The organism is Moraxella pluranimalium (assembly GCF_002014825.1).
Taxonomy (GTDB): domain Bacteria; phylum Pseudomonadota; class Gammaproteobacteria; order Pseudomonadales; family Moraxellaceae; genus Moraxella; species Moraxella pluranimalium.
Genome location: NZ_MUYU01000002.1, coordinates 19776 through 45836, shown reverse-complemented (window position 1 = coordinate 45836; position 26061 = coordinate 19776). Strand labels below are relative to the sequence as shown.

Below are 26061 nucleotides of genomic sequence, written 5' to 3'. Positions count from 1 at the left end.
CGTGCGTAATAATAAAGCCCTTGATGTATCTACAAGGGCTTTATGTTGTGAATGTGTTTACTGCTCAAGATAGGGATTGTCAATCCCTAATCCTGCCAAAATCTCAATCTCAAAGCCTTCCATCTCATCGGCATCGGCATCGCTAATTTCATGGTCAAAGCCCAATAAGTGCAAAATACCATGCACAATCAAATGCGTAAAATGATGCTCAAAAGTCTTGCATTGTTCATCAGCTTCTTTTTGTACCACTTGGTGGCAAAAAATCAACTCGCCAAGCTCAATCTCTGGCAGCTCACTCATCATAAACGCAGGCAATTCACTTGGATAAGATAGTACATTGGTGGCATAATCCTTGCCACGAGCATCGAGATTGAGCTGTCTGCCTTCGACATCGTCAGTGACATAGATGCCAAGCGATTTTGGCTTATCCCAATAGGCTTGTGCATCTACAAAATAGCGAAACTCTACGCCATCACTTAATTTGCGTGTCATCACATCAAGCGTGTGTGTCAAGATATGCTCAAAATCAATAGCATCATAAACAGCTACTTGCTCATCGGCTAACTGCTCAGCAAAACTCACAAAAACTTGATGGCTCATGATTGGCTCTCGGTATTTTCTTGATTGTCTTGGGCTTGTTTGGCCTGTTGTTCTGCCAGTCGCAGTGCTTTGCGCTCAGCTTGTAGCTTTTCTTGCTCTTCATCAAAAGCATCATAAGCCTGAACGATTTTTTGTACCAAATGATGGCGTACGACATCTTTGCTATCAAAGCGAGTGATGTGAATTTCATCGATTTTTGATAGGATTTGTAGGGCCTGCGCCAGACCTGACTTATGACCCCGTGGCAAGTCCACCTGCGTCATATCGCCTGTGATGACCGCACGAGAACCAAAGCCAAGACGAGTCAAAAACATCTTCATCTGCTCAGGTGTGGTGTTTTGCGCTTCATCCAAGATGACAAAAGAATTATTCAGCGTACGACCACGCATATAGGCAAGTGGGGCGACTTCGATGATTTGGCGTTCGAGTAGTTTACCAACTTTTTCAAAGCCGAGCATCTCATAGAGTGCATCGTATAGGGGGCGTAGATACGGGTCGATTTTTTGGGTCAAATCGCCCGGCAAAAAGCCCAGTTTTTCGCCTGCTTCAACCGCAGGACGCACAAGCAAAATCCGCTCAATCTCGCCACGCTCCATCATATCAACCGCACAAGCCACCGCAAGATAGGTCTTACCCGTACCAGCAGGGCCGACACCAAATGAGATGTCAGAGACAAGAATTTTTTTGACATATTGCTGTTGATTATAGCCGCGCGGCGTGATTTTACCTTTGCGAGTGCGTAGGGTGACATCGCCAAAGCCTTGTGGACTTGTGTGTTCAGCTTGCTCATGCTCACGAGATAGGCTTGATTGGATAATCAGATGCAGTTGTTCGCCGTCGATGTCATCTTGTTCTTGGGCAAGTTCGGCAAGCTTGGTCAAAATAATCTCAGCTCGCTCAACTGATGTGAGTGCGCCTGTAATGACAAATTTATCTTGGCGATGCGTGATTTGGACTTCTAGGCGTTCTTGAATGTATTTTAAGTGTTTGTTATATTCGCCGACTAAGGTACGCTGTTCGTGCGGGCTTAGGGTCAGAGTAATGGTGCGAGTAATGCTCAAAAAATTAATCCTTATAAATCAAATAAAAAGCTAAGATTAAGCAACATAAGCTTGATAAATCGCCATCGCCCAAACGATAAATTGCAAGGTCAAAACAACAAGCTGGGCAGCAGAGCCGACATCTTTGGCGACTTTGGATAGGGGATGAAATTCATCGGAAATGCGGTCAATCGCTGCTTCTAGCCCTGTATTAAATAGCTCAACGATGACAGAGAGCGCCGATACAAGTAATAAAATCATCTTGACAGGTAGGCTAAATGGCAAAAAAATCAAGGCAGTCGCCAAGATGAGATTGAGCCATGCCACTTGGCGAAAGGCTGCTTCACTTTTGTAGGCTGCCTTAAAGCCATCAATCGAATAGCCGGTTGCCTTGATGACACGGCGGATGCCTGTTTTGCCTTTCATTTGGTTGGCGTAGGTATTTTGGTTGGACATTGAGATACCAATCAGAATAAATAGTGATGTCTTATTATATAAAGGATTGTTGATTTCTCAAAGTGATTTTATGAATTTTGACCGGAAAATAGGCAATAAAAAACTCACATCCAAAAAGAATGTGAGCCTGATATATGGTGGGGTCGGAGAGACTCGAACTCTCACACCTCGCGGCGCTGGAACCTAAATCCAGTGCGTCTACCAATTCCGCCACGACCCCATGTTGGGTTCAAGCACGCTTTGCAATCTACTTATCGTCTTGATGGCGACTATTATAACCGAAAAATTTTATTTGGCAAGTGTTTTTTGTGATTGTTTATTGAATAATGCAGTATCTTAATAAAAAACCTGTATCCAACTAAGTCAAATACAGGTTTTTTGGGATAAAGCAATTATTTGTAAGCATCTAGTGTTGATAGCATTGCATTTGCAAATAGTTGTGCGCGTACACGATATCCTTTGCCGTTTAGGTGGATGGTGTCTTTTGAGGCAAAGCCTAGATCCTTCCACAGATTGACCGAGTTATGACCGCCAGAAATGTTATACCAGTCATAATACAGACAGCCTTCCTCGAACGCAATACGACGCATTAACGCTTCATAATCTTCTGACACAGTGATGTTGCGACCTTTAAAGCGTGCCTCTTGTACGCTAGGCAATACAATGGCGGCATTAGGGTTGATGCTACGTACTTTGCGGATGGTTTTACGAACATTACTTTCAAAATTATCAGCAATTTTGTTTGTGTAAATTACGTCATTGGTGCCCCAATCAAGCACAACCAAATCCGCTTTTAGATTTGCAAATTGCTCTTCAAAGAATTTTTGTTGCAAAAGAGCGGTATAAGCAGCGCCACCAACACCTAGGTTGTGATAGACAACGCCATTTTTGGAATTTGGATTTCTTAGGTCTAGCCCATGAAACTCAAATGTTGAATTGCTTGAGCCGTTCTTTTCAATCGTGATTTTTAGGTCTTTGCTAGAATTTGGCAAGTCAAAAACGATTTCTTGTGTAGGGTCGCCAAATTGGCTATCTACAGTCTTGGTTTGGCTTGTGTAGTCATTGCTCATGGTGATGTTGTAACTACCATTCAAAGCTCTAAATAGTAGCTTAGCTTGAACGTTGCCTAGTTCTTGACTTGATTTGCTAAAAGCAAAGTTGACCTGCGCATGCGCACTTTGGGTTGTTGCTACAAAGCCTGAAATACCAACGCCGATTTTTGGTGGTTGGTAGATGCTATTTGAAGTTTTCCAAGTGCCGGTAAAGCTGCTTGAATAGTCTTCTTGCGAATAGGTTTTGGCGATTGAGTAGGGGAAAATCATGCCTCGACCGGCATTGCCACGCTCTTGCTGAAATGCCTTACGGATTGCGCCCACTTGCCAGCCGGTTTGGATGTGTGAGTCACCGAAGTGAGCGACAACGATAGGTTGGTCGTTTGATCGCCATTTGGTCAAAAGGCTACCCAATGTTTTTTCGTTTGCATTCTCAATGCGATTGAGATGATGATTGATGTTATATGGTGCATTTGGCTCCAAAGGAACATACTCTTTGGTTGCCACCGTATTGCCAGCGTTGGTAGTAAAAGCAGGGGCGCTATTGGTGATCGTAATCGCAGCATTAGGATCGTGCTTGACGATTGTTGTGGTAATGCCATTGTTGTTTGCTAGAGCAGACGATGACAATAGAGCGGCGCCCAAGCCAAATAATGGGATGATTTTTTTAGATGAATTCATATTAACCTTTAGTTTTTAAGCATTTGCGTGCCGTATTTTACCACGGCTTTAGAATTGGCTGCAAATGTGTTGTGTGCATACAGGAAGTCTGTAATGCCATTTTCGGCGATAAATTGAGGTATATTGCCTTTAAAATGACGATAGTCTATTACATAAACGTCACTATAGTGGTAACCTAGATACGTACTGAGAGCATTCCCGAAAGAATCTTTGACTACGAGTAATTTTTTGTTGTTTTGTGGTTGGTTATTTTTAATATGCGTTAAAGGCCAGTCACCACCTAAGAAAACGCCATAGCTTTTGGAGTTTTCAACCAATAGCTGGCCAGGAATGCCTTTAGGATTGCTCTTTGGATAGATGGTAACGGTATAATCGCCTGGAATTTTGTAATAATCCAATGTGTCAGGATTTTTCTTGAGCTCTTGGTCTTTGGTGTAGTTAAATAAGCTACCCAAAAAAGTGCCTTCGGTGGTGACATGCTGCATTTGAGATAATTCTAATGGTGTCATGCCTGCACTCGTTGCAAAAGCTCGATAGGCATAATAAGCACCCAAGCCCGTCCAGTGATGGTCTGTGCGGAACATGATGTACTCATTTTTGTGCGGCCACGTTTCCTCATATGCAGGCACAGGGATGATTCTAGGGTCAATTAGGGTGTTAAATAAGTCAATACTTTCTTTTTCCTTCTTGACACCATTATTTACCTGTTTTGGTAGGTAATAATCACTACCTGCAGGGATCATCATGGCGTACATAGTTACAGTAGCAGGCAGTGTATTGCGATACGTGTTGAGCATATCTACAAATGGAGAAATGGTTGCTTTGGAGCCTGCAAAGTTTTGTACCACGCGACCATTAACAACGATCACACCACGAACTTTGCTAAATTCTGCTTCCAGTGCCTCTTCTTCGGCAATTGCCTTGTTAATATCGACTTTTTCGGCAGCTTGGGCGGTTGGTGCAGTAGGAGTGGCTTGTTCGGTTGGTGTATTGATGACACGAAACTCTTGATTTTTGATACCTTTAACGGTGTCAATTTGGCTAGCTACTTCCATCCAATCATTACGCCAAGGAAAATGGTCGTTATAAAACTCTTCAAAATCCTTGCCGTATTTACCCGAAAAAACCGACTCCATTGTCGCAACGGGTTGTTTTTTTAGCTCGCGATTCTCATCAGTTGACACTGTTTGCTGTGGCATCACCCAAAAGATGATACCGCCAGCAATCGTAACAGTGGTAAATAATACTGAATTAAGGATGTCAATTTTCTTTTTCATCGATTACTTCCTTAAATTAGAATCTAAAGTAAATAAATGGATTGTAGGTGCTACCCACCAACAGTGCAATCGCACAACCTAGATAGATAATCGTTTGGATAAAGTCGGCAGCAGCAAGCGCGGTTGGTGAGCCATATTTTTCGATAGCTTCACGCATTTTGCGATGCACAGGCCAGCAGACAACCAAGGCAAAAATGAACCAGTACAGATTTGAGCTAATGATTGAATAATCCTCATAATCTGATAGCGGAACGGCAGTTAATCCAAACATAATCTTCAGATTGTCTAATAGCTGTTGCAAATCTGTGAAATAGAAAATCGCCCAACCAACAACAATGAAGAATAATGCGTAACTGTGTTGGAAAATTGATGGCAGCTTGTCCAAAATTTTGGCAAGGAAGAATTTTTCGATAAGCAGTAGAATGCCGAAGTATAGACCCCAAATTATGAAGTTCCAGCTTGCTCCATGCCAAATACCAGTCAGCATCCAAACAACTAAGATGTTGCGAACTTGTTTGTAGCGATTACCGCCCAACGGGATATAGACATAGTCTCTGAAGAAGCTTGATAGTGAAATATGCCATCTTCTCCAAAAGTCCGTGATGGATTTGGCGGTATAAGGGTGCTTGAAGTTCTCATGGTAATGAAAGCCAAACATCTTACCAAGACCAATTGCCATATCGGAATAACCCGAAAAGTCAAAATAGATTTGTAGTGAGAATAGCACAACACCAAGCCATACGCCCAATACGGTAGCACTCTCCATATCTTGAGCTAGCAAAGGCACTGCGAGTGCGCCTGCGGTATTGGCAATAAAGACTTTTTTGAACAAGCCTTTTGAGAAGCGGTTGATACCATCGCTAAAGTCAGACCATTTGAAATAACGCTCAGTAATCTCTTTGGCGATATGACCATAGCGAATGATAGGACCTGCAACCAAATGATGGAAGTTTGCGATATACACCAAGAACGAAGCAAAAGATTTTTGGGCTTTGACTTCACCACGCCATACATCGATGGTGTATGAAATGGACATGAATACATAAAATGAAATACCAACCGGCAGTGCAAAACTTGGCACGGGCACTGATAGACCGGTGATGGCATTGAAGTTCTCGGTCAAAAATCCACTGTATTTAAAGATTGCCAAACAGCCAATATTAAATACCATCGTGTTGAATAGACCAAGTTTGGCAAGTGGCTTGCCTCTGAATTTGTCAATGAGTCGTCCATTCCAATAGTCCACTGTGGCTGACATCAACAGCAAAATCACCCAAACAGGCTCACCCCAAGCATAAAAAATGATGGATGAAATAACCAAAATCCAGTTTTTCAGCTTTAGAGAGGGTGAGGTGTAATATAGTATCAACACCAACGGAAGGAATAAAAAGATAAAGACTAAACTTGAAAAGACCAAGAGACACCTGCCAAGTTATTTCGGAATATACTTTGAGTAAAATTATGTTACAAATGTTACTATTTTAATTCCAAACAAAATAAAAGTAAATATAAAGCTACTGTTTAGTTCATTAATGTGGATTAAGTCTATGCTTTTTAAAGGAATTAATTAGTTGACTATTTGGCAGTTAATGTTGTATTTTAAACCAAACTCAAAGACAAAATAGAGGTAATGTTGATGAAACCTATGATTGCTATCTCGCTATTGGCGTTCGCTATGATCGGCTGTGCTAGTACCAATAAAGGCGTGCCATTTTCTAAGACGGAGACTGGTTCCTATGTACTAGGGCATGGTTATACTTGTGGGAGCTTGCCAAGCTGCAGCGAGGGTGGGCTTGTTCACGGAGGGATGGCTGGTGAACTCCCTCGTGCAAGCCTGGAAGAGGTATTGGCGAAATACCCACCAGAGATGCACGCAAATATCATCAAAAACAGTCAAGAGGCAGATGAGCGCCGTGCCCGCCGTGCCAAAGAAAAAGCTGAGCGCGAAGCTGCTGAAAAAGCTAAACAGCAACAAAATAAATAATCAAACGCCCAATTAGGGCGTTTTTTTAAATTTTTAAATCCATTTTCAAAGAGGGTGATATGTCCAAAGTTAATAACCCTGCTGGCACCACGCCTGCTAAGCCGAGCACCATCGCCAAATACCAAAGCAACACCATTTACTAGACGACCAACACAAAAATCGGTTCCCAAAAAGAACATCTGTTAAGTCTTGCCAAACAAGACAAAGCATTTGTCGCTGATTTTTGGGTGGGTGGGGTGGGTAGCGCCCGAGATGCCAATAAAAATGCACCCAACGAATGGATGGGTGCATTGAATCATGATATTACACGGAAGTGTATGGCGAATTGATGTTATTAATTTATCTAATTTATAAGATTAGAAAAATAATCACTCAACCACAGTAAACTCACGCATTGGCATGACTTCACCATTAAACTCACTGCTTAGGGTGTATTTGCCAAGTGGGTCGCTCGTGTTGAACTGCCAGCAACGCTCAAGGATAGTACCGCCAATCGGTGTAATCATACTGCTGACCACATGGTGCGTGCCATCGATGGATGATTGGACAATAGACTGACCATCTGTGAAGCTGCCGCCTACTGGTGATGTGATGGTCTCTTTGGCGCTGACGGTCTGTGTGAACATTGGCACAGGCGCAATGACAGTCCAGCATAGGCGATGATTTGGGTTGCCACGAGAGATGGTGTTGTTTTGAAGTGGGGTGACGACACCGTTATTGACATTATAAGCACCAAAATTGTACTGAACCAGCGTTTGTGGCGTTGGCAAATCGTAGTTGGTTAGCTCATTGGCAAATGCTGTGGTGCTAGCAAGCGTAAGTGCGACGATGGCGAATTTTTTCATAACACATCCTTAGAAATTTAATTGATATGAGTTTAAAACTTTTTGGTGATATTTGCAATTATATCTTGGCAAACTTATTGTTATAAAATAGTAAAAAAGCATGATATTGACGGATAAATTCCGACTTTATGTATAAAAGTGTAAAAATCATACAATATTTGCTGATTATCACTCAGATTTCATTGCAACAACACTCAGCAATCGGTATAATAATTGGATTTGGTTTATAAATGCTGTTTTTAGCCAAAAGCCATAAACTGACTGTGGATTAATCATCGTCAAGTAATCGGCTTGGGCTCGGCATTAGACACTTATTAATCGCTCATGGAGACGAGTTATCGGATTTGTGAGCGATTTTTTCGACAAAGGCACTTATGCGACATTTTTTATTTGATATTATTTTTACCGTTGTCTGCTTTATTATTGCGGCATGGTGGGGTTATAGCCACGGCGGTATTTCGGCGATGTTCTTGGCACTGGGCGTGACTGCGATTTTGGCAATCATGGAAGTGTCACTGTCGTTTGATAACGCGGTGGTGAACGCATCGATTCTAAAAGGTTGGAGCGATTTTTGGAAAAAAATCTTTTTAACCATTGGTATGATTATTGCGGTATTTGGTATGCGTTTGGTATTTCCAATCGTCATCGTCGCCGTCACTGCCAATCTTGGTATGATGGAAGTGGTGAACTTGGCATTGACCAACCCAACCAAATATGCGGAGCATTTGAACGCTCACCATGCAGAGATTTCGGCATTTGGTGGTATGTTCCTATTGCTTGTTTTCCTAAAATTCATGTTCGGCGACAAAGACATTCATTGGTTCCGCTGGCTGGAAGCACGCCTTGTCCGCTTTAGTAAAGTGGATGCGATGAGCGTGTTTGTGGCGCTCGTTGTCCTGATGGTTTCGATGACTTGGGTAGATGAAGCTAAGCAGGGCGTTGTGCTTGTGGCGGGCATCTGGGGTATCTTGGTATATCTGGGTGTGAGCGTACTATCAGCACTGCTTGAAGGCGAAAGCGATCCTGATGAAGTGGTCTATGATGCCAAAGGTAATGTCATCACCAATACAGCAGGCGTCTCACCGACTATTCTAAAAGGTGGCGTGGCAGGCTTTTTGTACTTAGAAGTACTGGATGCGTCGTTCAGTTTTGATGGTGTTATCGGTGCATTTGCCATCACCAATGATGTGATTATCATCATGATTGGTTTGGCGATTGGTGCGATGTTCGTGCGTTCGATGACGATTTATTTGGTGGACAAAGGCACGCTAAGCGAGTTTGTGTATCTTGAGCATGGTGCGCATTATGCCATTGGTGCGCTCGCGATTATTATGCTACTATCAACCAAATTCCATGTGCCTGAGATTATTACAGGTCTGATTGGTGTGGCATTCATTGCGCTGTCGATTTTTAACTCGGTGCAATATAATAAGCGTCAAGCTAAGTCTTAACCAATCTTAAGATGTTAACCAAAACGCTCGCCAATCGGTGGGCGTTTTTTATTTATGACAAATTCTCACGAAAAGACTAGAAATTTACCAAAGTGTTTTGTATAATATACAAAATCTATACCAAGGCGAGCAGAGATGAAAAATAATAGCTTAAAATTTGCACATTTTGCAGTTTAAGTTATTTATTTTTTCATTTCTGCTCGCTTTTTTGCGGGCTATTTTTTGAAAAAAACTTGCCAAATGGCAAAGCCTATAAAGGTAACATAACGAAAAAAATCAATGTGGAGCATGTGATGGCAACAGCGAAAAAAGCGATTTTGGCACTGGCAGACGGCACAATTTTCCGTGGCGTAAGCATCGGTGCAACAGGTGAGACTGTCGGCGAAGTGGTATTTAACACCGCCATGACAGGCTATCAAGAAATCCTAACTGACCCAAGCTATGCAGGGCAGATGGTTACTTTGACCTATCCGCACATCGGCAACACAGGCTGTAATGACGAAGATAGTGAATCTGGTCGCATTCATAAGGTATGGGCGACAGGCTTGATTATCCGTGATTTGCCATTGCTACACTCAAACTTTCGTGCCACAGGCTCGCTGTCTGAGTATCTGATTGCTAATAATGTCGTTGCCATCGCTGATATTGATACTCGTAAGCTGACCACGCTACTACGCACCACAGGCGCTCAAAACGGCTGTATCATGACCGCAGATAATGATGGTGATATCGATGAAGCGCGTGCGATTGAGCTTGCCAAATCAGCACCATCCATGAAAGGTCAGGACCTTGCCAAAGTCTGCTGTGACCAAGATGGCTATATCTGGACCGAAGGCTCGTGGGAGCTTGCCAATGATGGTCGCAATGCTAAGACCACCGAAACGGGCGGCCGTTTCCGTAAGCTTGGCGAAGACATCGAGCATCGCTTTAATATCGTAGCGTATGACTTCGGTGTCAAGACCAATATCCTGCGTATGCTCGTTGATCGTGGCTGTCATGTGACTGTCGTACCTGCAACGACACCTGTCGCAGAAGTGCTCAAGCACAATCCTGATGGTGTATTCCTATCAAATGGCCCTGGCGATCCTGAGCCATGTACTTATGCCATCGATGCCATTCGCCATATTATTAATGAGACCGCCATTCCAGTGTTTGGCATCTGCTTAGGTCATCAGCTATTGGCACTGGCAAGTGGGGCGAAGACCTTGAAGATGAAGTTTGGTCATCACGGGGCGAACCATCCTGTCCAAAATATCCTAGATGGCACAGTGATGATCACAAGCCAAAACCACGGCTTTGCGGTGGATGAAACCAGCCTGCCAAGCTATATCCGTGTGACACATCGCTCACTATTTGATGGCTCAAACCAAGGCATCGAGCTGACCAATCGTCCTGCCTTTAGCTTCCAAGGACATCCTGAAGCAAGCCCGGGCCCACATGATTGTGCAGTTCTGTTTGATAAATTTATTGAGCAGATGAGTGAATTTAAGGGCTGATAAGTCATGCAAGTGATTACCAGCCATGATGTATCACGCCGTTGGGTGCTTGCACTGATGGCAGATGGGCAAGTACGTACTCGTAATCAGATTTATACTGATACAGCCAAGCTTGCTCATATCTCCAAAGAAGAAATGGCACAAGCACTGACATCTGGTCAAAGCCGTGTTGAAAATTCTTTAGGTTGGGCGATTTCAGGTTTTACTAAAGCGGGTATTTTTAAAAGAATTGCTAGAGCGACTTATCAAATCACACCATTGGGTGTTGCCAAAGCTAAAGAATGGCGTCATCTAGAAGGGATTAGCGAAAAGCAATTTATCGGCTTGGCTGAATGGGATAATTACCAAGCAGAAATTAAAGCCCGAAAAACTCAGCAAAATCACAATGTTTATTTGGCTGATACTTTAGTTCAAAGCAATGATGATGCTGACACCGACTATGAACAACAAGCTATCACAGCGGTGCAAGAGCTTGAAAATTTATTGGCGGTGGATTTGCTTGAGCGTTTGCGAACACAGACACCTGAGTTCTTTGAAAAGGCGGTGATTCGCACCTTGCTTGCGATGGGTTATGGTGGCAAAGAGAATTTGTTTGAACATGTCGGTAAATCACACGATGGCGGTATTGATGGTGTGATTAAACAAGACCCGCTCGGCATCCAAAACATCTATATCCAAGCCAAACGCTATCATGATGGCAATACCATTGGCAGTAAAGAAATTCAGTCATTTGTTGGTGCGTTGCAAGGTCGTGGTGTGGAGCGTGGTGTCTTTATTACCACATCATCATTTACCAAATCAGCCAAAGACTATGCCGAAAAGCTATTGGGCAAGGTGGTTTTGATTGATGGTCAGGACTTGGTAACGCTGATGATTCGCTACAAAGTTGGTATTCAAACCAAGCAGATGCTTGAAATCTGTGAAATTGACGAAGATTTTTTTGAATAAATAGATTAAAAATTTAACCAAAAGGGTGAGATTATGCCAAAACGCAATGATATTAAAAGTATCCTAATCATCGGGGCAGGCCCGATTGTCATCGGTCAAGCGTGTGAGTTTGACTACTCAGGCGCTCAAGCCTGTAAAGCCCTAAAAGAAGAGGGTTATCGAGTTATCCTAGTGAACTCAAACCCTGCAACCATCATGACTGACCCTGTGATGGCGGATGCAACTTACATTGAGCCGATTACTTGGCAGACTGTTGAGGGTATCATCGCCAAAGAGCGTCCAGATGCCATCTTGCCAACCATGGGCGGTCAAACTGCACTGAACTGTGCGCTGGATTTGGATAAGCATGGTGTGCTTGCCAAATATGGCTGTGAACTGATTGGTGCGACCAAAGATGCCATCGAAAAAGCCGAAGACCGTGAGCTGTTTGACAAAGCCATGAAAAAAATCGGCCTAGAATGCCCACGCGCTGACATCGCTGAGACGATGGAAGAAGCACTTGAGATTCAAGCACGCTTTGGCTTCCCTGTGATTATCCGTCCTTCATTTACCATGGGTGGCTCAGGTGGCGGTATTGCTTATAACCGTGATGAATTTATTGAAATTTGTGAGCGTGGCTTTGATCTATCACCAACGCATCAGCTGTTGATTGACGAAAGCTTGATCGGCTGGAAAGAGTACGAGATGGAGGTGGTGCGCGATAAGAACGACAACTGCATCATCGTCTGCTCAATCGAAAACTTCGACCCAATGGGTGTACATACCGGCGACTCAATCACCGTTGCCCCAGCACAAACCTTGACTGACAAAGAATATCAGTTGATGCGTAATGCATCGATCGCAGTACTACGTGAAATCGGTGTTGAGACTGGTGGCTCAAATGTGCAGTTTGGTATCAACCCTGCCAACGGTCGCATGGTGGTGATTGAGATGAACCCACGCGTGAGTCGCTCATCAGCATTGGCATCTAAGGCAACTGGCTTCCCAATCGCCAAAATCGCTGCCAAATTGGCTGTCGGCTACACCCTAGATGAGCTAAAAAATGACATCACAGGTGGCAAAACGCCAGCAAGCTTTGAGCCATCGATTGACTATGTCGTGACCAAGATTCCACGCTTTAACTTCGAAAAATTCCCACAGGCTGAAAACACCTTGACCACTCAGATGAAATCGGTGGGTGAGGTGATGGCGATCGGTCGTAATTTCCAAGAATCGATGCAAAAAGCCTTGCGTGGCCTAGAAACGGGTGCGACTGGCTTTGATGAAATCATCGAGCTTGAAGGCAAATCAGCCGATGCCATCAATAGCGAAATCAAAAACAAGCTGTCGATTCCAACGCCTGATCGCATCTTCTATATCGCTGAAGCGTTCCGCCATGGTTTTGATTTGGATGCGGTTTATCAATACACCAAAATCGATCCTTGGTTCTTGGTACAAATCGAAGACATCGTCAAAACCGAAAGCGAAATCAGATCACTGGGCTTTGGCGGTCTAAATGCTGACAATCTGCGTACCTTTAAACGCAAGGGTATGAGCGATCTTCGCATCGCAAACTTAATGGGCATCAGCCAAAAACAACTGCGTAAACAGCGTTGGGATCTTGGTGTATATCCTGTGTATAAGCGTGTCGATACCTGCGCAGCAGAGTTTGAAACTTCAACCGCTTATATGTATTCAAGCTATGATGATGAATGCGAAGCACGCCCAAGCGATAAAGATAAAATCATGGTCATCGGCGGTGGCCCAAACCGTATCGGTCAAGGCATCGAGTTTGACTACTGCTGTGTGCACGCGGCACTTGCCATGCGTGAAGATGGCTATGAGACCATCATGGTAAACTGTAACCCAGAGACTGTCTCAACAGACTATGATACATCAGATCGTCTATACTTTGAGCCTGTGACGCTAGAAGATGTACTTGAGATTATCCGCACCGAAAAACCAAAAGGCGTCATCGTGCAGTATGGTGGTCAGACACCGCTGAAGCTGGCTCGTGCATTAGAAGAAGCGGGTGCACCAATCATCGGTACAAGCCCTGATGCCATCGACCGTGCCGAAGACCGTGAACGCTTCCAGCGTATGCTGCATCAGCTGAACCTAAATCAGCCACCAAACGCACTGGCGACCAGTAGCGAAGATGGTATCGTCAAAGCACAATCCGTCGGTTATCCACTGGTTGTCCGCCCATCTTATGTCCTAGGTGGCCGTGCGATGGAAATCGTGTATAACGAAGATGAGCTCAAACGCTATCTGCGTGAGGCGGTACAAGCATCGAACGAAGCACCAGTACTACTAGATCGCTTCTTGGATGATGCCATCGAAGTGGATGTGGATTGTGTGTCTGATGGCAAAACCGTCGTCATCGGTGGTATCATGCAGCACATCGAACAAGCAGGCGTGCACTCAGGCGACTCAGCGTGTAGCTTGCCACCGTATTCATTGAGCAATGACATCCAAGATCAGATCCGTGAGCAGACGATCGCTATGGCAAAAGAGCTGGGCGTGGTTGGTCTGATGAATGTGCAATATGCGGTCAAAGATAACACTGTGTACATCCTAGAAGTGAACCCACGCGCGAGCCGTACAGTGCCATTTGTCTCAAAATGTATCGGCACATCGCTTGCCAAAGTCGCTGCCCGTTGTATGGCAGGCAAGAGCTTAGAAGAGCAGGGCTTTACCAGTGAAATCATCCCGACACATTATTCGGTCAAAGAAGCAGTGTTTCCATTTGCCAAGTTCCCAGGCGTGGATCCAATCCTAAGCCCAGAGATGAAATCAACAGGTGAAGTGATGGGTGTGGGTAAGACCTTTGGTGAAGCTTTCTACAAAGCTGTTATCGGCTCAAACGAACGCCTACCAGGCTTACCGGTAGCAGGCGAAGTCAAAAAAGCCTTCTTGTCGGTGCGTGATAGTGATAAAAAACACCTACCAGCCGTCGCCAAACAGCTGATTGACTATGGCTTTAGTCTGGTTGCGACAGGCGGCACTCAGCAGGTATTGGCGGATGCAGGTATCACTTGTGAGCGTATCAATAAGGTCAACGAAGGTCGTCCACACATTGTTGATATGCTAAAAAATGGTGAAATCCACTTGGTTATCAACACCACCGAAGGCAAACAGGCTCAAGAAGATTCGTTCCTGATCCGTCGCAGCGCCCTACAAAGCAAGGTGTTCTATGTGACTACTATGAGTGCTGCCCAAGCAGTGTGCATGGCGTACCAAGTCAAACTGCCATTTGATGTGTATAAGCTACAAGATTTGCATTCGGCATAATCTTAGGTGGTCTGACACCAAACACCGATTGTCATGTTGGCGGTCGGTGTTTTGTTTAAACATCATTCGTCTGATTGCTTAGTACAATTGGCATACATAAAAGCCTTGCAATTTTATAAAAAGCAAGTACAATGGTATCAAATTTTAGTCAAAAAGCCTTGCCAGATGAAAGTTTGGCAAGCTTTTTTGCATTTGTTTTTATTAAAAGGATGACATCATGCAACGCTACCCAATGACCCCACAGGGGCATAAAGCGCTTGAAGAAGAGCTAAAACAACTCAAAACCGTCGAACGCCCACGCATTACCATCGCCATCGCCGAAGCTCGTGAGCATGGCGACCTAAAAGAAAATGCCGAATATCATGCCGCTCGTGAACAGCAAGGTCTGTGCGAAGCCCGTATTCGTGACATCGAAGCCAAACTTGGCGGTGCGCAGGTTATCGACCCAACCAAATTACCCCAAGATGGTCGTGTGGTGTTTGGCGTGACCGTTGAGCTTGAGAACCTTGACGATGGCGCAAAGCGTCGTTATAAGATTGTCGGCGATGACGAAGCGGATTTTAAATCAGGTAAAATCTCGGTCAATTCGCCAATCGCTCGTGGCTTGATTGGTAAATCAGAAGGCGACGAAGCCAAAATTCAAACGCCTAGCGGTTTGGCAGAATTTGAAATCCTTGAAGTGATTTACGAATAAAGTGATTTGTGAGTAAAGTGCTTGGCGAATCAAGTAATTGATGAATAAATAGTGCAACGACATAAGGCGATTTATGAAACATGTGCATATGCTGATGGCGGCTTTGACGCTACTTTTGTTTGTTTATCAAGCGGCGATGGTCTTTAGCGGTAAATCTGTCAAGCTATCGGCCGCCTTTAAGGGCGTCAGTCATCTGATTTATACTGTGCTGATGCTGACAGGCTTGTGGCTGTTTTGGCAGCTATATCAAGTGGCGGGCGTACAGCATTGGGCGATTGCCAAGCTTGTACTGTTGATTGTCGCAGTATCTGCCAACATTAAGGCACTTCGCAATCAAGACACGGCATTGCCCCAAGCCAAAGCAGGGATGATGATTGCTGCTGTGGCGTATGCAGGCATTATTTATATGGCGATTGCTAAGCCGATTTTGATGTAATCGGTGTTAATATCGACAAAAGCAAATTTCAGTGATGGAATTTGCTTTTTTTGTGGCTGAAGTTTGGCAAAAGTTGATGAGATAAATTTGCCGAACTTTACAAAACAAACATAAACCAAACAGTACAAGTGTGATACAATCGCTTAATTTTTATACGATGGACTTGTAAGTTAATTGAAATAATATAACATCATTCATCCATCGCATAGCGTCGATTTGACATTGTCAATCATTTTTAAAAGGGTAATTATGCTAAGCTTAACTGCTGACAGCGTGCGTATGCAGGCAACTGCAAGCACCAAAGACGAAGCGCTGCTGACCATTAGTGAGATTTTGCACGCTGATGGCTTGACACAAAGTGACTATTTCCAAGGGCTCAAAGACCGTGAAAATCAATCATCGACCTACTTAGGTCAAGGGATTGCCATTCCGCACGGTACGCCAAATTCTCGCAGCAGCGTGCTAAAAACAGGCGTGCGCTTGGTGCATTTTGCTGATGGTGTAAAATGGAATGACGCAGGCGATGTGGTGTATTTGGCAGTGGCAATCGCTGCGCAGTCGGATGAGCATTTGCAAATTTTACAAAGCCTAACCCGCGCATTGGGCGATGATATCGCTGATAAAATCCGCACAGCATCGAGTGCTGATGAGATTATCGATGCGCTGGGTGCGACATCAAGTCTTGCCATCCAAGATGGTCTAATCAAGACAGACAGCACGGCGACGAGCACCGATGAGCTATACCTGCAAGCGGTACAACTGCTCAAAACGCACGGCATGATTCAGTCGCTATTTTTGCCAACGCATCAGCCGACAGCATTATCACAAGCAGTGTCATGTGTCGTGCTCGAAGAAAGTGCTCGCACAGTGATTGGCGAGTCGGCTTTGGCAGTGGTGGCGAACCAACAACAAGCGCTGGCAGTCATCACAGCGACTGATAAGGTAGATAGAAGCAAATTATCCGATGTGCTTGATGTACTGATGGATGATGACTTTGCCAATGCGGTATTGACGAATAACCGCAAAGCTATGCTAAACCTGCTTGGTGTGGATAGTCCAAGCGACTGGGCGACAGCAAGCGTGGTGCTTGCCAATGAGCATGGCCTGCACGCTCGACCTGCCACAGCGTTATCCGAGCTTGCCAAAGAAGTGAGCGGCGAGATCAAAGTCGCTGTCGATCATGGTGCGTATGTGTCTGCCAAGAGCCTAACTCGCCTATTATCATTGGGGGCGGTAAAGGGTCAGACGCTCAATTTCATCGCTGAGCCGGCAACTGATGCGGTGGCGCATTTGCCAAGACTCATCGAAGCGGTGCAAGCAGGACTTGGCGAAGTGGTCTCTGCACCGTCTGTCAGTGCAGGCGATACTTTGGCGGATATTGCCACACCAAGCACCGAGATGATTGCCAATGGCATCAAGCACTATGCCGTCAGTGCATCGCAGGGCTTGGCAGTGGGTGAAGCTTATATCGTCAAAGATGAGCGACACACCTATCCAATGACCGCCCAAATCCCAAGCGAAGAGATGACAAAGCTACTCACCGCCATCGAAGCGGTCAAAGCGGATCTTAAGGAGTTGGTAGCGAATGCCAAAAATGCCGATATTGCGCAGATTTTTACCGCGCATATTGCACTACTCGAAGACGAAGAAGTCATCTATGGTGCTAAAGATGGCATGGATGATGGGCTATCTGCGCCTGCTGCTTGGCACGCCTTTATCGAACAGCTTGCCAAGACCCAAGCGTCTTTGAACAATCATCTATTGGCTGAGCGTGCGCAAGATTTGCGTGATATCGGTCAAAAAGTACTGCTTAAGCTACTTGGCAAAACCCAAAAACAAGCACCGCAAAATCCGTATGTGCTGATCAAAGAAGACCTTGTGCCATCGGATGTGGCAAACCTTGACCCGACTCGTGTGGCAGGGATCATCACCGCAGTGGGCGGTGCAAGCTCGCACAGTGCCATCGTCGCCCGTGCGCTAGGTATTCCTGCGATTGTGGGAGTAGGGCAGGGTATTCTTGAGATTGGTGATGCGACTCAAGTACTCCTTGATGGCGGTGAAGGCTGGTTCGTGGTTGAGCCAAGTCAGACGCTGATTAGCGATTGTCAAGAAGCGCAAGTCGCTCGCCGTGAACAAAAACGCCTAGCCGTACAGCACGCTGCCGAGCCTGCCATCACGACCGATGGCCATCGTGTCGAAATCGCAGCAAACCTTGGTAATGTCGCTGATACTGCCAATGCTGTGGCAAATGGTGCTGAAGGCGTGGGCTTACTGCGTACTGAGCTTGTCTTTATGTCGCACTCACAAGTGCCTGATATCGATACCCAAATCGCTGACTATGAGCAAGTGTTCGATGCGCTTGACGGTCGCCCATTGGTGGTGCGTGTGCTGGATATCGGCGGTGATAAGGCATTGCCATATTTACCGATGCCAAGCGAAGAAAACCCATTTCTAGGCTTGCGTGGCATTCGCTTATTGCTTGAGCGTCCTGAGTTTTTACGCAGTCAATTGACCGCGCTGATTCGTGCATCTCGTGGCCGTGATTTACGCATCATGTTCCCGATGATTGGCCGCATCGAAGAGTGGCGAGCTGCTCGCAAGATTTTGGATGAAGTATTAATTGAATATCCGCATGACAATCTGCAAGTGGGTATCATGCTAGAAGTGCCAAGCGCTGCAGTGATGGTTGATCACTTTGCCAAAGAAGTGGACTTTTTTAGCGTCGGCACCAATGATTTGACCCAATATGTGCTTGCCATCGACCGTGGTCATCCATTGCTATCAAAAGATGCGGACGGTCTGCATCCAAGCGTACTGCGATTGATTGCACAGACTGTCACGGCAGCTCATGCGCATGGTAAGTGGGTGGGTGTCTGCGGTGAGCTTGCTAGCGATCCAAAAGCCGTGCCGATTTTGATTGGTCTTGGTGTGGATGAGCTATCGATGTCAGGCTCAAGCATTGCGTTGACTAAGGCGCAAGTGCGTACGATCAATTATGAGTCTGCCAAAGTCTTGGCAAAACAAGCACTTGAGTGCGAAAGCGCCAAACAAGTGCGTGCCCTACAAGGTGCATCATCATGAAATCGGTACTATGTATCACGCTCAATCCTGCCATTGATATGACGATTTCTGTCAATGGCTTGGCGGTGGGTGAAGTCAATCGTGCCACAACCAGTCAAGTCGATGCCGCAGGCAAAGCGCTCAATTCAGCACAAGTGCTGGCTGATTTGGGCGTACAGACAGTGGCGACGGGATTTTTGGGTGCGGATAATGCACAAGTATTTGAGCGATTATTCGCCGATAGAGATGCCAAGATTGCCAAAAGTGCAACAAGTACCGCTCGCTTGACAGATGCTTTTGTGCGTGTGGCAGGCGAGACTCGCACTAATGTCAAGCTTGTTGATCATGGCGTGACGACAGATATTAATGGCAAAGGCTTTGTGGTTAGTGCAGCTGATAAAGTAGCACTGCTTGAGCAAGTGACCGCACTTGCCAATAAGGTCGATGCGGCGCTAGTGGCAGGCAGTTTGCCACAGGGCTTTACACCGATGGATTTTGATCAATTGCTGGGTGCTTTGACCGCTATTTGCCCAAAAGTCGCCGTCGATGTCAGTGGCGATGCGCTAAAAATCGCACTCAAGCATCCTTTATGGCTGATTAAGCCAAATAATGATGAGCTGACCGAAGCCTTTGGCGTGCCTTGTGAGACGCTGGTTGAACAGCGAGCATTGTTTGAGCGTTTGGATGTCAATATTGAGCATATCGTGATCTCAATGGGTGCAAAAGGTGTGCATTGGCTGTCAGGCAACCAAACCTATCAAGCACTGCCACCATCGATGACAGTTGCAAGCACGGTCGGCGCGGGTGATACTTTGGTGTCTGGTATGATTTATGGCTTATTGATGGCACAGGATGCAAAGATGATTTTGTGTCAAGCGGTGGCGTTGTCTGCTTATGCAGTGAGCATTGTCGGCTTTGGCATTCCTGACCAACAGACATTGGATACGCTACAAGCACAAGTGCAAATTTTCCCAAATTAATTTAATAATATTTATAAATAATAGGTAATTCCTATGCAAAATAATTTTCCAAGTCAGGTTGCCATCAGTGTAACCACGCTATCGGCTCATGGCTTGATGCTTGCCAAAAAGCTTGCCAAAAGCTTGAATCATCAAGGCATTGTTGCAAGCATCATTGATATCGATAGCCCAACAGATGCCAAGCGTATCGTCATCAGCGATCGTGATGTGGCGCATGGCGATGCCATCGTGATCAATGCCAAGCGTAGTGATGGCAGTGAGTTTAATGATGATGGTTTTTTAGAAAAACTATTTAATCAAGCACCACAAGTACAGGTAGCATCAGACAAGCCGCTGCATTTTGTGGCTATTACCGCGTGTCCGACAGGGGTGGCGCACACCTTTATGGCGGCAGATGCACTAAAGCTTGGTGCTGAGCGTCGTGGCTATACCATCGATGTTGAGACGCAAGGCTCGGTCGGTGCCAAAAATATCCTAAGCGATGACAGCATCAGCCGTGCGGATTTTGTGATTTTGGCGACGGATATTGAAGTGAATACCGACCGCTTTGTCGGCAAAAAAGTCTATCGCTGTGGCACAGGGGTCGCGCTCAAGCAAACGGATAAGGCCTTTGATGAAGCCATCGCTACCGCATCACTACTGAGCACATCAAAAACTGCAAGTGCCGAAAAAGCTGACAGCACCCAAAAAGCAGGCGTGTATAAGCATCTACTGACAGGCGTGTCCTATATGCTACCGATGGTGGTGGCAGGTGGTCTGTTGATTGCTTTGTCATTTGTATTCGGGATTAAGGCGTTTGAAGTCGAAGGCTCATTGGCGGCAGCTTTGATGGGTACAGGTAAGGCGGCCTTTGGCCTGATGGTACCGCTGTTGGCAGGTTACATTGCGTACTCAATCGCTGACCGCCCAGGTCTTGCAGCAGGCTTGGTCGGTGGTGCGCTTGCTGGTACTTTAGGCGCAGGCTTTTTGGGTGGTATTGCCGCAGGCTTTTTGGCAGGTTATGTCTCGCTATTTCTTGCCAAAAAACTGCATCTGCCTGTGACGCTTGAAGCACTAAAACCGATTTTAATCATTCCGCTATTTAGTACGTTGATTGTCGGTCTTGCCATGTACTATGTCATCGGTACGCCAGTGGCTTATGTCTTGACACAGATGGAGACTTTCCTTGCTAATATGGGTACTGCCAATGCGGTCATTCTTGGCATGATTTTGGCTGGGATGATGTGTGTGGATTTGGGTGGCCCGATTAATAAAGCGGCGTATGCGTTCTCGGTCGGTCTATTGACATCGGAGAGTTATTTCCCGATGGCGGCTGCGATGGCGGGCGGTATGGTGCCAGCCATTGGTATTGGTCTTGCGACGATTTTTGCTGCCAAAAAATTCACCGACAATGAGCGCAATGCCGGTAAAGCCGCTGTGGTATTGGGTGCTTGCTTTATCTCTGAAGGGGCGATTCCATTTGCCGCCAAAGACCCGATGCGTGTCATCCCATGCTGTATCGCAGGGGGCGTGCTGACTGGTGCTTTGGTTGCACTGTTTAATATCACGTTGGTTGCGCCACATGGCGGGGTGTTTGTGCTGCTGATTCCGGGTGCGGTCAATCATGCTTTGATGTATCTGGTGGCGATTGCGGCTGGTAGCTTATTGACTGGTGTGGCGTATGCACTGATTAAACAAAAAGATGATGCGGCTGCAAAAACAGCTTAATTGCACATCTTAACATGTCCAACGTTGACAAAAAACAACAAAACCTGCCGCTTGGCGGGTTTTGTCTTTGGGGCTGAACATGATACAATAAGCCGATGATTGAGTTGTGTTTTTTTTGGCAAAGTTGACAATTTGTATGACGGTCAAATTTGCCTGATTTGATTTGGACGACAACCTGTAACGATGACAACATTGGAGTATGACAGTGAAGATTGGAATGATGACAGCAAATTCATTCAAAAAAGTAAGTCTTATTATGGGTGCAAGTGCGGTATGTGTCTTGGCGGGGTGTGCCAGCAAGCCTGCCTACAACAGCACAACCGGCAAGGGGGCAGGCGGTAGCACTCAGCAAATTATCACTGACAGCAAGGGCGTGCCGAATAAATATCAAGTAAAACAAGGCGATACAGTTGCCAAAATCGCACAACGATATGGGCTAAATTGGCGAGATGTCGCCCAGCTGAACAATCTTAATAGCAGTTATACCATCTATACAGGGCAATGGCTGACCTTGTGGACAGGTAGTGTCAACGCACGTGATAAAGCCAACAAAGCAAGTGCGACACAGCCTGCCAAAGCACAACAATCAGCTCAGCCAGCACGCCAAGCACAAACGACAGCACCTGTAGCCACAAAACCAACAGTCTCGGCTTCTGCACCGGTATCAAATACCAGCAGTGCAGCGCCATTTGCGACGGGTAGCTCAGGCGTAATGCAGTTCCGTTATCCAGTTGGTAATAATAATCCTGTGGTACGCCGTTTTGGTACTCATGTGATTAATGGTCAATCAGTTTCATCAAACGGGATGTGGTTCTCGGGCAATGACGGGGATGCGATTCAGGCTGCTCGAGCGGGTACGGTTATTCATGTCGATGATGACGGTGCGACTGATTCAGCAATCGCCATTCAGCATACTGATGGGTTTGTCTCTACCTATGTCTATGTCAAAGATGCCCGTGTCAAAAATGGCGATACCGTCAGTCAGGGACAACGCATTGCAAGTATGCGTAGCCAAAAAAGTGGTGTGACGCTTTTTGAGTTTCGTATCACTCGCAACGGTGTCTATGTTGACCCATTGACCGTGTTAAAATAATCAACTAAAAAACGCTTTAGGTGAATGTCTAAAGCGTTTTTTTACTATATGTCTTAATTTGAATGGGTAAATGGTGGATAAACTCGGTTGTTAGTTGATTGTTATTTTGGCCGTCAATGGATAAAACAAAAGACCTACAACTTCGCTGTAAGTCTTTGTTTGTATTGGTACCAGTGGTCGGACTCGAACCGACACGCTTTTAAGGGCAACGGATTTTGAATCCGTCGTGTCTACCAATTTCACCACACTGGCGTATATGGTTAGCCTGATTGGCTATGTGTGCGTATTATACAGGAAAATTTTGAGCGGTCAAGCATTTTTTTTGAAATTTATTTTGATGTGATAAATTTTTCTATACGTGGATTTGGGTGGGTGTGTACTGGTACAATATTTGGTCATAAAAACACCCCAAAGGCTGTCTGGCTTTTGGGGCGTGATTTAAACGAGTGGTTTATTGTTCAAACTTACAACAAAATCAACCAATTATCATTAAGCCACTGCGCAAGTGTCGCCAAATTATCCGTCTTGATGTCATCGATAGAGAGTGCATCGCCTGCGACCATCGTTGCTAGTAGCTTGGTTTCGCTATCGCTTAGGCAGACACATTCGCCATTGATATACCACTGATTTGCCACATGGACAAAGCGACACGCCGGATTAAGCGCTAGGCACTCGCCATCGCTTAGGCGTGATTTGAGCTCAGTGGGGCTAAGTTCATCTTCAAAGGCAAGCAGTTCATATTGACGCTTACTAACCAATTCAGCGATGGCATCACGCACGACTTCATCGCCAAGCGGTGAATTGATAAAATCAACCAGCGTCTGCTTCATCGCAGTAATGCTGTCACGGCTTAATTCAAACGCATCATCTTGCTTGGCTTGCGGTAGTGTCAGCACACGAAACAGCTCGCTGTGATTGGTGGCGACATCGGCGACTTCATCGATGATTTGTACCAGATTTGGACGGCGAAACCCGAATGAAAAAGTCAAGCAGTCATTTTGGGCGATACCATGATGGCTCAGCCCCGGCGGTACATACAGTACATCGCCAGCTTCTAGCACTTCATCAAAAATAATCTCGCCCATATCATCGAGCAGGCGAATCGGCTGGTCGGGGACAAATGGCGTATTAGCATCACACATTTTGCCAAGTAGCCAACGGCGCTCGCCAAAGCCTTGTGCCAAAAACACATCATATTCATCATAGTGTGCACCGACCGAACCACCTTGTGGTGCGACCGAAACCATGATGTCATCTTGTTGCCATTTTGGGATAAAATCAAAATGCGACCACATCTCGCCAAGCTCAGGCGACCATTGTTCCAAATTCTGTACCAAAATCGTCCACAGTGTCGGTGCTTGGTCAATGTCTTGTTCGCTAAGCGGTGATTGCTTGAGCGACCATTGGTCGGGGTTGGTGTCATCTTGGCTAATCAAGCGTGCTGATACGCCATCTTCGAGCGCAAGCCCAAGCACATCTTCAGGCTCAAACATCCCCGCCAGCGCAGGTAAGCCTTGCTTAATCAGTAGCGGTTTTTTTTGCCAATATTCCGCCAAAAAAGTCTCGGCACTCATGCCATCAGGCAAGCAATAATCAATCGTGTGTGTCATTGGATTTCCAAAAAAAAGTTGTTCATCGTTTAACTGTGATGGGTTTAACCACGATAGTTTAACAACTTTTTATCCCAAAACCAATCATTAACCAATGATTGATGCCAATTAACCATATTATCCTGCTTGCTGATTGGCGTGGGATTTTGGTAAATGTCAAAATTGACAGCTTGCCAAGATAATTTGGTGGTAAATTGGCAGGAATTTCTTTATAATAAAACGATTTTTTAACGAGATTTGTGCGATGGCACACGATAAGGGTTGTTATGTCTGATTTGAATGAATTTAGTGCAGATGAGCTGTCTGAGCATGAATTTGAATACACCATGAGCGAAAATGGCGAGCTGACACAGGCGGATATTGCGGCATTGTACGCTGAGCTTAGCGAAGCCGAGCAGTCGTTGGTGACGATTCGTGATTTTATCCGCTTTGTGGTGACTAAGCTTCGCCAATATGATGTGGTGGTGGCGCAGGGTACGACGGATGAATTTGCTGAAGCGGCGGCGATTGTGCTACATTCACTATCGCTTGAGTGGTCGGCCGATGAGCAAATCTTGGACTGCAAGCTCACGCCAAGCGAAAAACAAGAAGTTCTAACGCTATTATCTGAGCGTATCATTCAGCGTAAGCCACTCAGTTATTTGATTAATTTGGCATATTTCTGCGGTTTGCCGTTTTATGTCGATGAGCGTGTGCTGATTCCACGCTCGCCGATTGCTGAGTTGATTAACCAGCAGTTCTATCCGTATTTTGATGTCGATGATGCACGCAAGAATAAGTTTTTTGACCATGGTTTAGAAGAAAAACAGCTTGCTGCCCCTGAGCGTATTTTGGATTTGTGCACAGGTTCAGGCTGTATCGCCATTGCACTTGCCAAAGCATTCCCTGATGCCAATGTCGATGCGACCGATATTGATAAAGATGCCCTAGAAGTAGCATGGACGAATGTTGAGCACCATGAACTTGAGCATCAGGTGAATCTACTAGAGTCGGATTTGTTCGCCAAAATCCCTGCTGAAAATCAATATGAGCTGATTGTCACCAACCCGCCTTATGTCGATGCGGCGGTGATGGCAGAGTTACCACCTGAATTTTTGCACGAGCCTGAGCACGCGCTGGCAGCAGGTCAAGACGGCTTGGATTTGGTGCACCAAATCCTGCATGATGCGCCTGATTATCTGACCCGTGACGGCTTGTTGGTTTGTGAAGTTGGTGATAGTGAATGGGCATTGCGTCAAGCTTATCCTGAGATTCAGTTTGAATGGCTGACCTTCGAAAAAGGCGGCAGTGGCGTATTTGCCATCAGCTGTGAAGAGCTGCTTGAATATCGTGAAGATTTTGCTCGTCAAGTCGAGCGTGTCAAAGGGCAGGGCTAATC

At 45.6% G+C, this 26061-nt stretch carries 20 protein-coding genes and 2 tRNA genes; 12 read left to right on the top strand and 10 right to left on the bottom strand.

The window, feature by feature from the left end; translation table 11 throughout:
• Nucleotides 1-57: 57 nt before the first annotated feature.
• From ybeY to B0680_RS00365, 7 genes are all read right to left on the bottom strand, one after another.
• Nucleotides 58-600, bottom strand: a complete 543-nt coding sequence (gene ybeY / locus B0680_RS00395; protein ID WP_078253077.1) for an rRNA maturation RNase YbeY — start codon at nucleotides 598-600, stop codon at nucleotides 58-60.
• Nucleotides 597-1661 carry a PhoH family protein gene (locus B0680_RS00390; protein ID WP_078253076.1) on the bottom strand — a complete coding sequence of 355 codons (1065 nt, stop codon included), beginning with the start codon at nucleotides 1659-1661 and terminating at the stop codon, nucleotides 597-599. Before B0680_RS00390 ends, ybeY begins: the two co-directional genes overlap by 4 nt.
• Before the next feature lie 36 nt (nucleotides 1662-1697).
• Complete coding sequence (locus B0680_RS00385; protein WP_078253075.1) at nucleotides 1698-2096, bottom strand: diacylglycerol kinase; 399 nt, start codon at nucleotides 2094-2096, stop codon at nucleotides 1698-1700.
• Nucleotides 2097-2231: 135 nt separating this feature from the next.
• Nucleotides 2232-2316: transfer RNA gene (locus B0680_RS00380), tRNA-Leu, on the bottom strand.
• 172 nt (nucleotides 2317-2488) lie between these two features.
• Nucleotides 2489-3829 carry a GDSL-type esterase/lipase family protein gene (locus B0680_RS00375; protein WP_078253074.1) on the bottom strand — a complete coding sequence of 447 codons (1341 nt, stop codon included), beginning with the start codon at nucleotides 3827-3829 and terminating at the stop codon, nucleotides 2489-2491.
• 8 nt (nucleotides 3830-3837) lie between these two features.
• Nucleotides 3838-5106: a DHHW family protein gene (locus B0680_RS00370; RefSeq protein ID WP_078253073.1), complete on the bottom strand. Its 1269-nt coding sequence runs from the start codon at nucleotides 5104-5106 to the stop codon at nucleotides 3838-3840.
• Between the two features lie 16 nt (nucleotides 5107-5122).
• A complete protein-coding gene (locus B0680_RS00365) occupies nucleotides 5123-6364 on the bottom strand; it encodes an MBOAT family O-acyltransferase (RefSeq protein ID WP_211271235.1) in 1242 nt (413 codons plus the stop codon).
• 378 nt (nucleotides 6365-6742) lie between these two features.
• Between B0680_RS00365 and B0680_RS00360 the strand changes: the two genes are divergently transcribed.
• Nucleotides 6743-7090, top strand: coding sequence for a hypothetical protein (locus B0680_RS00360; protein WP_078253071.1), 348 nt, complete (start codon nucleotides 6743-6745; stop codon nucleotides 7088-7090).
• A 368-nt stretch (nucleotides 7091-7458) separates the two neighbouring features.
• On the opposite strand, the gene B0680_RS00355 is transcribed toward B0680_RS00360, so the two are convergent.
• Complete coding sequence (locus B0680_RS00355; protein ID WP_078253070.1) at nucleotides 7459-7935, bottom strand: hypothetical protein; 477 nt, start codon at nucleotides 7933-7935, stop codon at nucleotides 7459-7461.
• A 374-nt stretch (nucleotides 7936-8309) separates the two neighbouring features.
• On the opposite strand from B0680_RS00355, the gene B0680_RS00350 reads away from it, so the two are divergent.
• The 10 genes from B0680_RS00350 to B0680_RS00305 all read left to right on the top strand — a co-directional run bounded on the left by B0680_RS00350 (nucleotide 8310) and on the right by B0680_RS00305 (nucleotide 23073).
• On the top strand, nucleotides 8310-9386 hold the full coding sequence (locus B0680_RS00350; RefSeq protein WP_078253069.1) for a DUF475 domain-containing protein: 1077 nt from the start codon (nucleotides 8310-8312) through the stop codon (nucleotides 9384-9386).
• 293 nt (nucleotides 9387-9679) lie between these two features.
• A complete protein-coding gene (carA, locus tag B0680_RS00345) occupies nucleotides 9680-10882 on the top strand; it encodes a glutamine-hydrolyzing carbamoyl-phosphate synthase small subunit (RefSeq protein ID WP_078253108.1) in 1203 nt (400 codons plus the stop codon).
• A gap of 6 nt (nucleotides 10883-10888) precedes the next feature.
• Nucleotides 10889-11830, top strand: a complete 942-nt coding sequence (locus B0680_RS00340) for a restriction endonuclease (protein WP_078253068.1) — start codon at nucleotides 10889-10891, stop codon at nucleotides 11828-11830.
• Nucleotides 11831-11863: 33 nt separating this feature from the next.
• Entirely contained in the window at nucleotides 11864-15103 is a 3240-nt protein-coding gene (gene carB / locus B0680_RS00335) for a carbamoyl-phosphate synthase large subunit (RefSeq protein WP_078253067.1), read from the top strand.
• A gap of 217 nt (nucleotides 15104-15320) precedes the next feature.
• Nucleotides 15321-15797, top strand: a complete 477-nt coding sequence (gene greA / locus B0680_RS00330; RefSeq protein ID WP_078253066.1) for a transcription elongation factor GreA — start codon at nucleotides 15321-15323, stop codon at nucleotides 15795-15797.
• Nucleotides 15798-15870: 73 nt separating this feature from the next.
• Nucleotides 15871-16233, top strand: coding sequence for a SirB2 family protein (locus B0680_RS00325; RefSeq protein ID WP_078253065.1), 363 nt, complete (start codon nucleotides 15871-15873; stop codon nucleotides 16231-16233).
• 249 nt (nucleotides 16234-16482) lie between these two features.
• Entirely contained in the window at nucleotides 16483-19314 is a 2832-nt protein-coding gene (gene ptsP, locus B0680_RS00320; protein WP_078253064.1) for a phosphoenolpyruvate--protein phosphotransferase, read from the top strand.
• Nucleotides 19311-20273, top strand: coding sequence for a 1-phosphofructokinase family hexose kinase (locus B0680_RS00315; RefSeq protein ID WP_078253063.1), 963 nt, complete (start codon nucleotides 19311-19313; stop codon nucleotides 20271-20273). The genes ptsP and B0680_RS00315 overlap by 4 nt, the downstream gene beginning before the upstream one ends.
• Before the next feature lie 33 nt (nucleotides 20274-20306).
• Nucleotides 20307-21980: a fructose-specific PTS transporter subunit EIIC gene (locus B0680_RS00310; RefSeq protein WP_078253062.1), complete on the top strand. Its 1674-nt coding sequence runs from the start codon at nucleotides 20307-20309 to the stop codon at nucleotides 21978-21980.
• A 217-nt stretch (nucleotides 21981-22197) separates the two neighbouring features.
• Entirely contained in the window at nucleotides 22198-23073 is an 876-nt protein-coding gene (locus B0680_RS00305; RefSeq protein WP_228143718.1) for a peptidoglycan DD-metalloendopeptidase family protein, read from the top strand.
• Between the two features lie 165 nt (nucleotides 23074-23238).
• Here the strand turns inward: B0680_RS00305 and B0680_RS00300 are convergent.
• Both B0680_RS00300 and B0680_RS00295 read right to left on the bottom strand, forming a co-directional pair.
• Nucleotides 23239-23325, bottom strand: a tRNA-Leu gene (locus B0680_RS00300).
• A gap of 212 nt (nucleotides 23326-23537) precedes the next feature.
• Nucleotides 23538-24683 (bottom strand): cupin domain-containing protein, encoded by a 1146-nt coding sequence (locus B0680_RS00295; RefSeq protein WP_078253060.1) that lies wholly within the window; start codon nucleotides 24681-24683, stop codon nucleotides 23538-23540.
• A 326-nt stretch (nucleotides 24684-25009) separates the two neighbouring features.
• Between B0680_RS00295 and prmB the strand changes: the two genes are divergently transcribed.
• Entirely contained in the window at nucleotides 25010-26059 is a 1050-nt protein-coding gene (gene prmB, locus B0680_RS00290) for a 50S ribosomal protein L3 N(5)-glutamine methyltransferase (protein ID WP_407661986.1), read from the top strand.
• Nucleotides 26060-26061: the final 2 nt, after the last annotated feature.

What these genes read in the sequence shown, in the direction of transcription:
- ybeY (WP_078253077.1), bottom strand. Translation starts at nt 600, where the DNA reads ATGAGCCATCAAGTTTTTGTGAGTTTTGCTGAGCAGTTAGCCGATGAG.
- B0680_RS00385 (WP_078253075.1), bottom strand. Translation starts at nt 2,096, where the DNA reads ATGTCCAACCAAAATACCTACGCCAACCAAATGAAAGGCAAAACAGGC.
- B0680_RS00375 (WP_078253074.1), bottom strand. Translation starts at nt 3,829, where the DNA reads ATGAATTCATCTAAAAAAATCATCCCATTATTTGGCTTGGGCGCCGCT.
- B0680_RS00370 (WP_078253073.1), bottom strand. Translation starts at nt 5,106, where the DNA reads ATGAAAAAGAAAATTGACATCCTTAATTCAGTATTATTTACCACTGTT.
- B0680_RS00365 (WP_211271235.1), bottom strand. Translation starts at nt 6,364, where the DNA reads ATGTCAGCCACAGTGGACTATTGGAATGGACGACTCATTGACAAATTC.
- B0680_RS00360 (WP_078253071.1), top strand. Translation starts at nt 6,743, where the DNA reads ATGAAACCTATGATTGCTATCTCGCTATTGGCGTTCGCTATGATCGGC.
- B0680_RS00355 (WP_078253070.1), bottom strand. Translation starts at nt 7,935, where the DNA reads ATGAAAAAATTCGCCATCGTCGCACTTACGCTTGCTAGCACCACAGCA.
- B0680_RS00350 (WP_078253069.1), top strand. Translation starts at nt 8,310, where the DNA reads ATGCGACATTTTTTATTTGATATTATTTTTACCGTTGTCTGCTTTATT.
- carA (WP_078253108.1), top strand. Translation starts at nt 9,680, where the DNA reads ATGGCAACAGCGAAAAAAGCGATTTTGGCACTGGCAGACGGCACAATT.
- B0680_RS00340 (WP_078253068.1), top strand. Translation starts at nt 10,889, where the DNA reads ATGCAAGTGATTACCAGCCATGATGTATCACGCCGTTGGGTGCTTGCA.
- carB (WP_078253067.1), top strand. Translation starts at nt 11,864, where the DNA reads ATGCCAAAACGCAATGATATTAAAAGTATCCTAATCATCGGGGCAGGC.
- greA (WP_078253066.1), top strand. Translation starts at nt 15,321, where the DNA reads ATGCAACGCTACCCAATGACCCCACAGGGGCATAAAGCGCTTGAAGAA.
- B0680_RS00325 (WP_078253065.1), top strand. Translation starts at nt 15,871, where the DNA reads ATGAAACATGTGCATATGCTGATGGCGGCTTTGACGCTACTTTTGTTT.
- ptsP (WP_078253064.1), top strand. Translation starts at nt 16,483, where the DNA reads ATGCTAAGCTTAACTGCTGACAGCGTGCGTATGCAGGCAACTGCAAGC.
- B0680_RS00315 (WP_078253063.1), top strand. Translation starts at nt 19,311, where the DNA reads ATGAAATCGGTACTATGTATCACGCTCAATCCTGCCATTGATATGACG.
- B0680_RS00310 (WP_078253062.1), top strand. Translation starts at nt 20,307, where the DNA reads ATGCAAAATAATTTTCCAAGTCAGGTTGCCATCAGTGTAACCACGCTA.
- B0680_RS00305 (WP_228143718.1), top strand. Translation starts at nt 22,198, where the DNA reads ATGATGACAGCAAATTCATTCAAAAAAGTAAGTCTTATTATGGGTGCA.
- B0680_RS00295 (WP_078253060.1), bottom strand. Translation starts at nt 24,683, where the DNA reads ATGACACACACGATTGATTATTGCTTGCCTGATGGCATGAGTGCCGAG.
- prmB (WP_407661986.1), top strand. Translation starts at nt 25,010, where the DNA reads ATGAGCGAAAATGGCGAGCTGACACAGGCGGATATTGCGGCATTGTAC.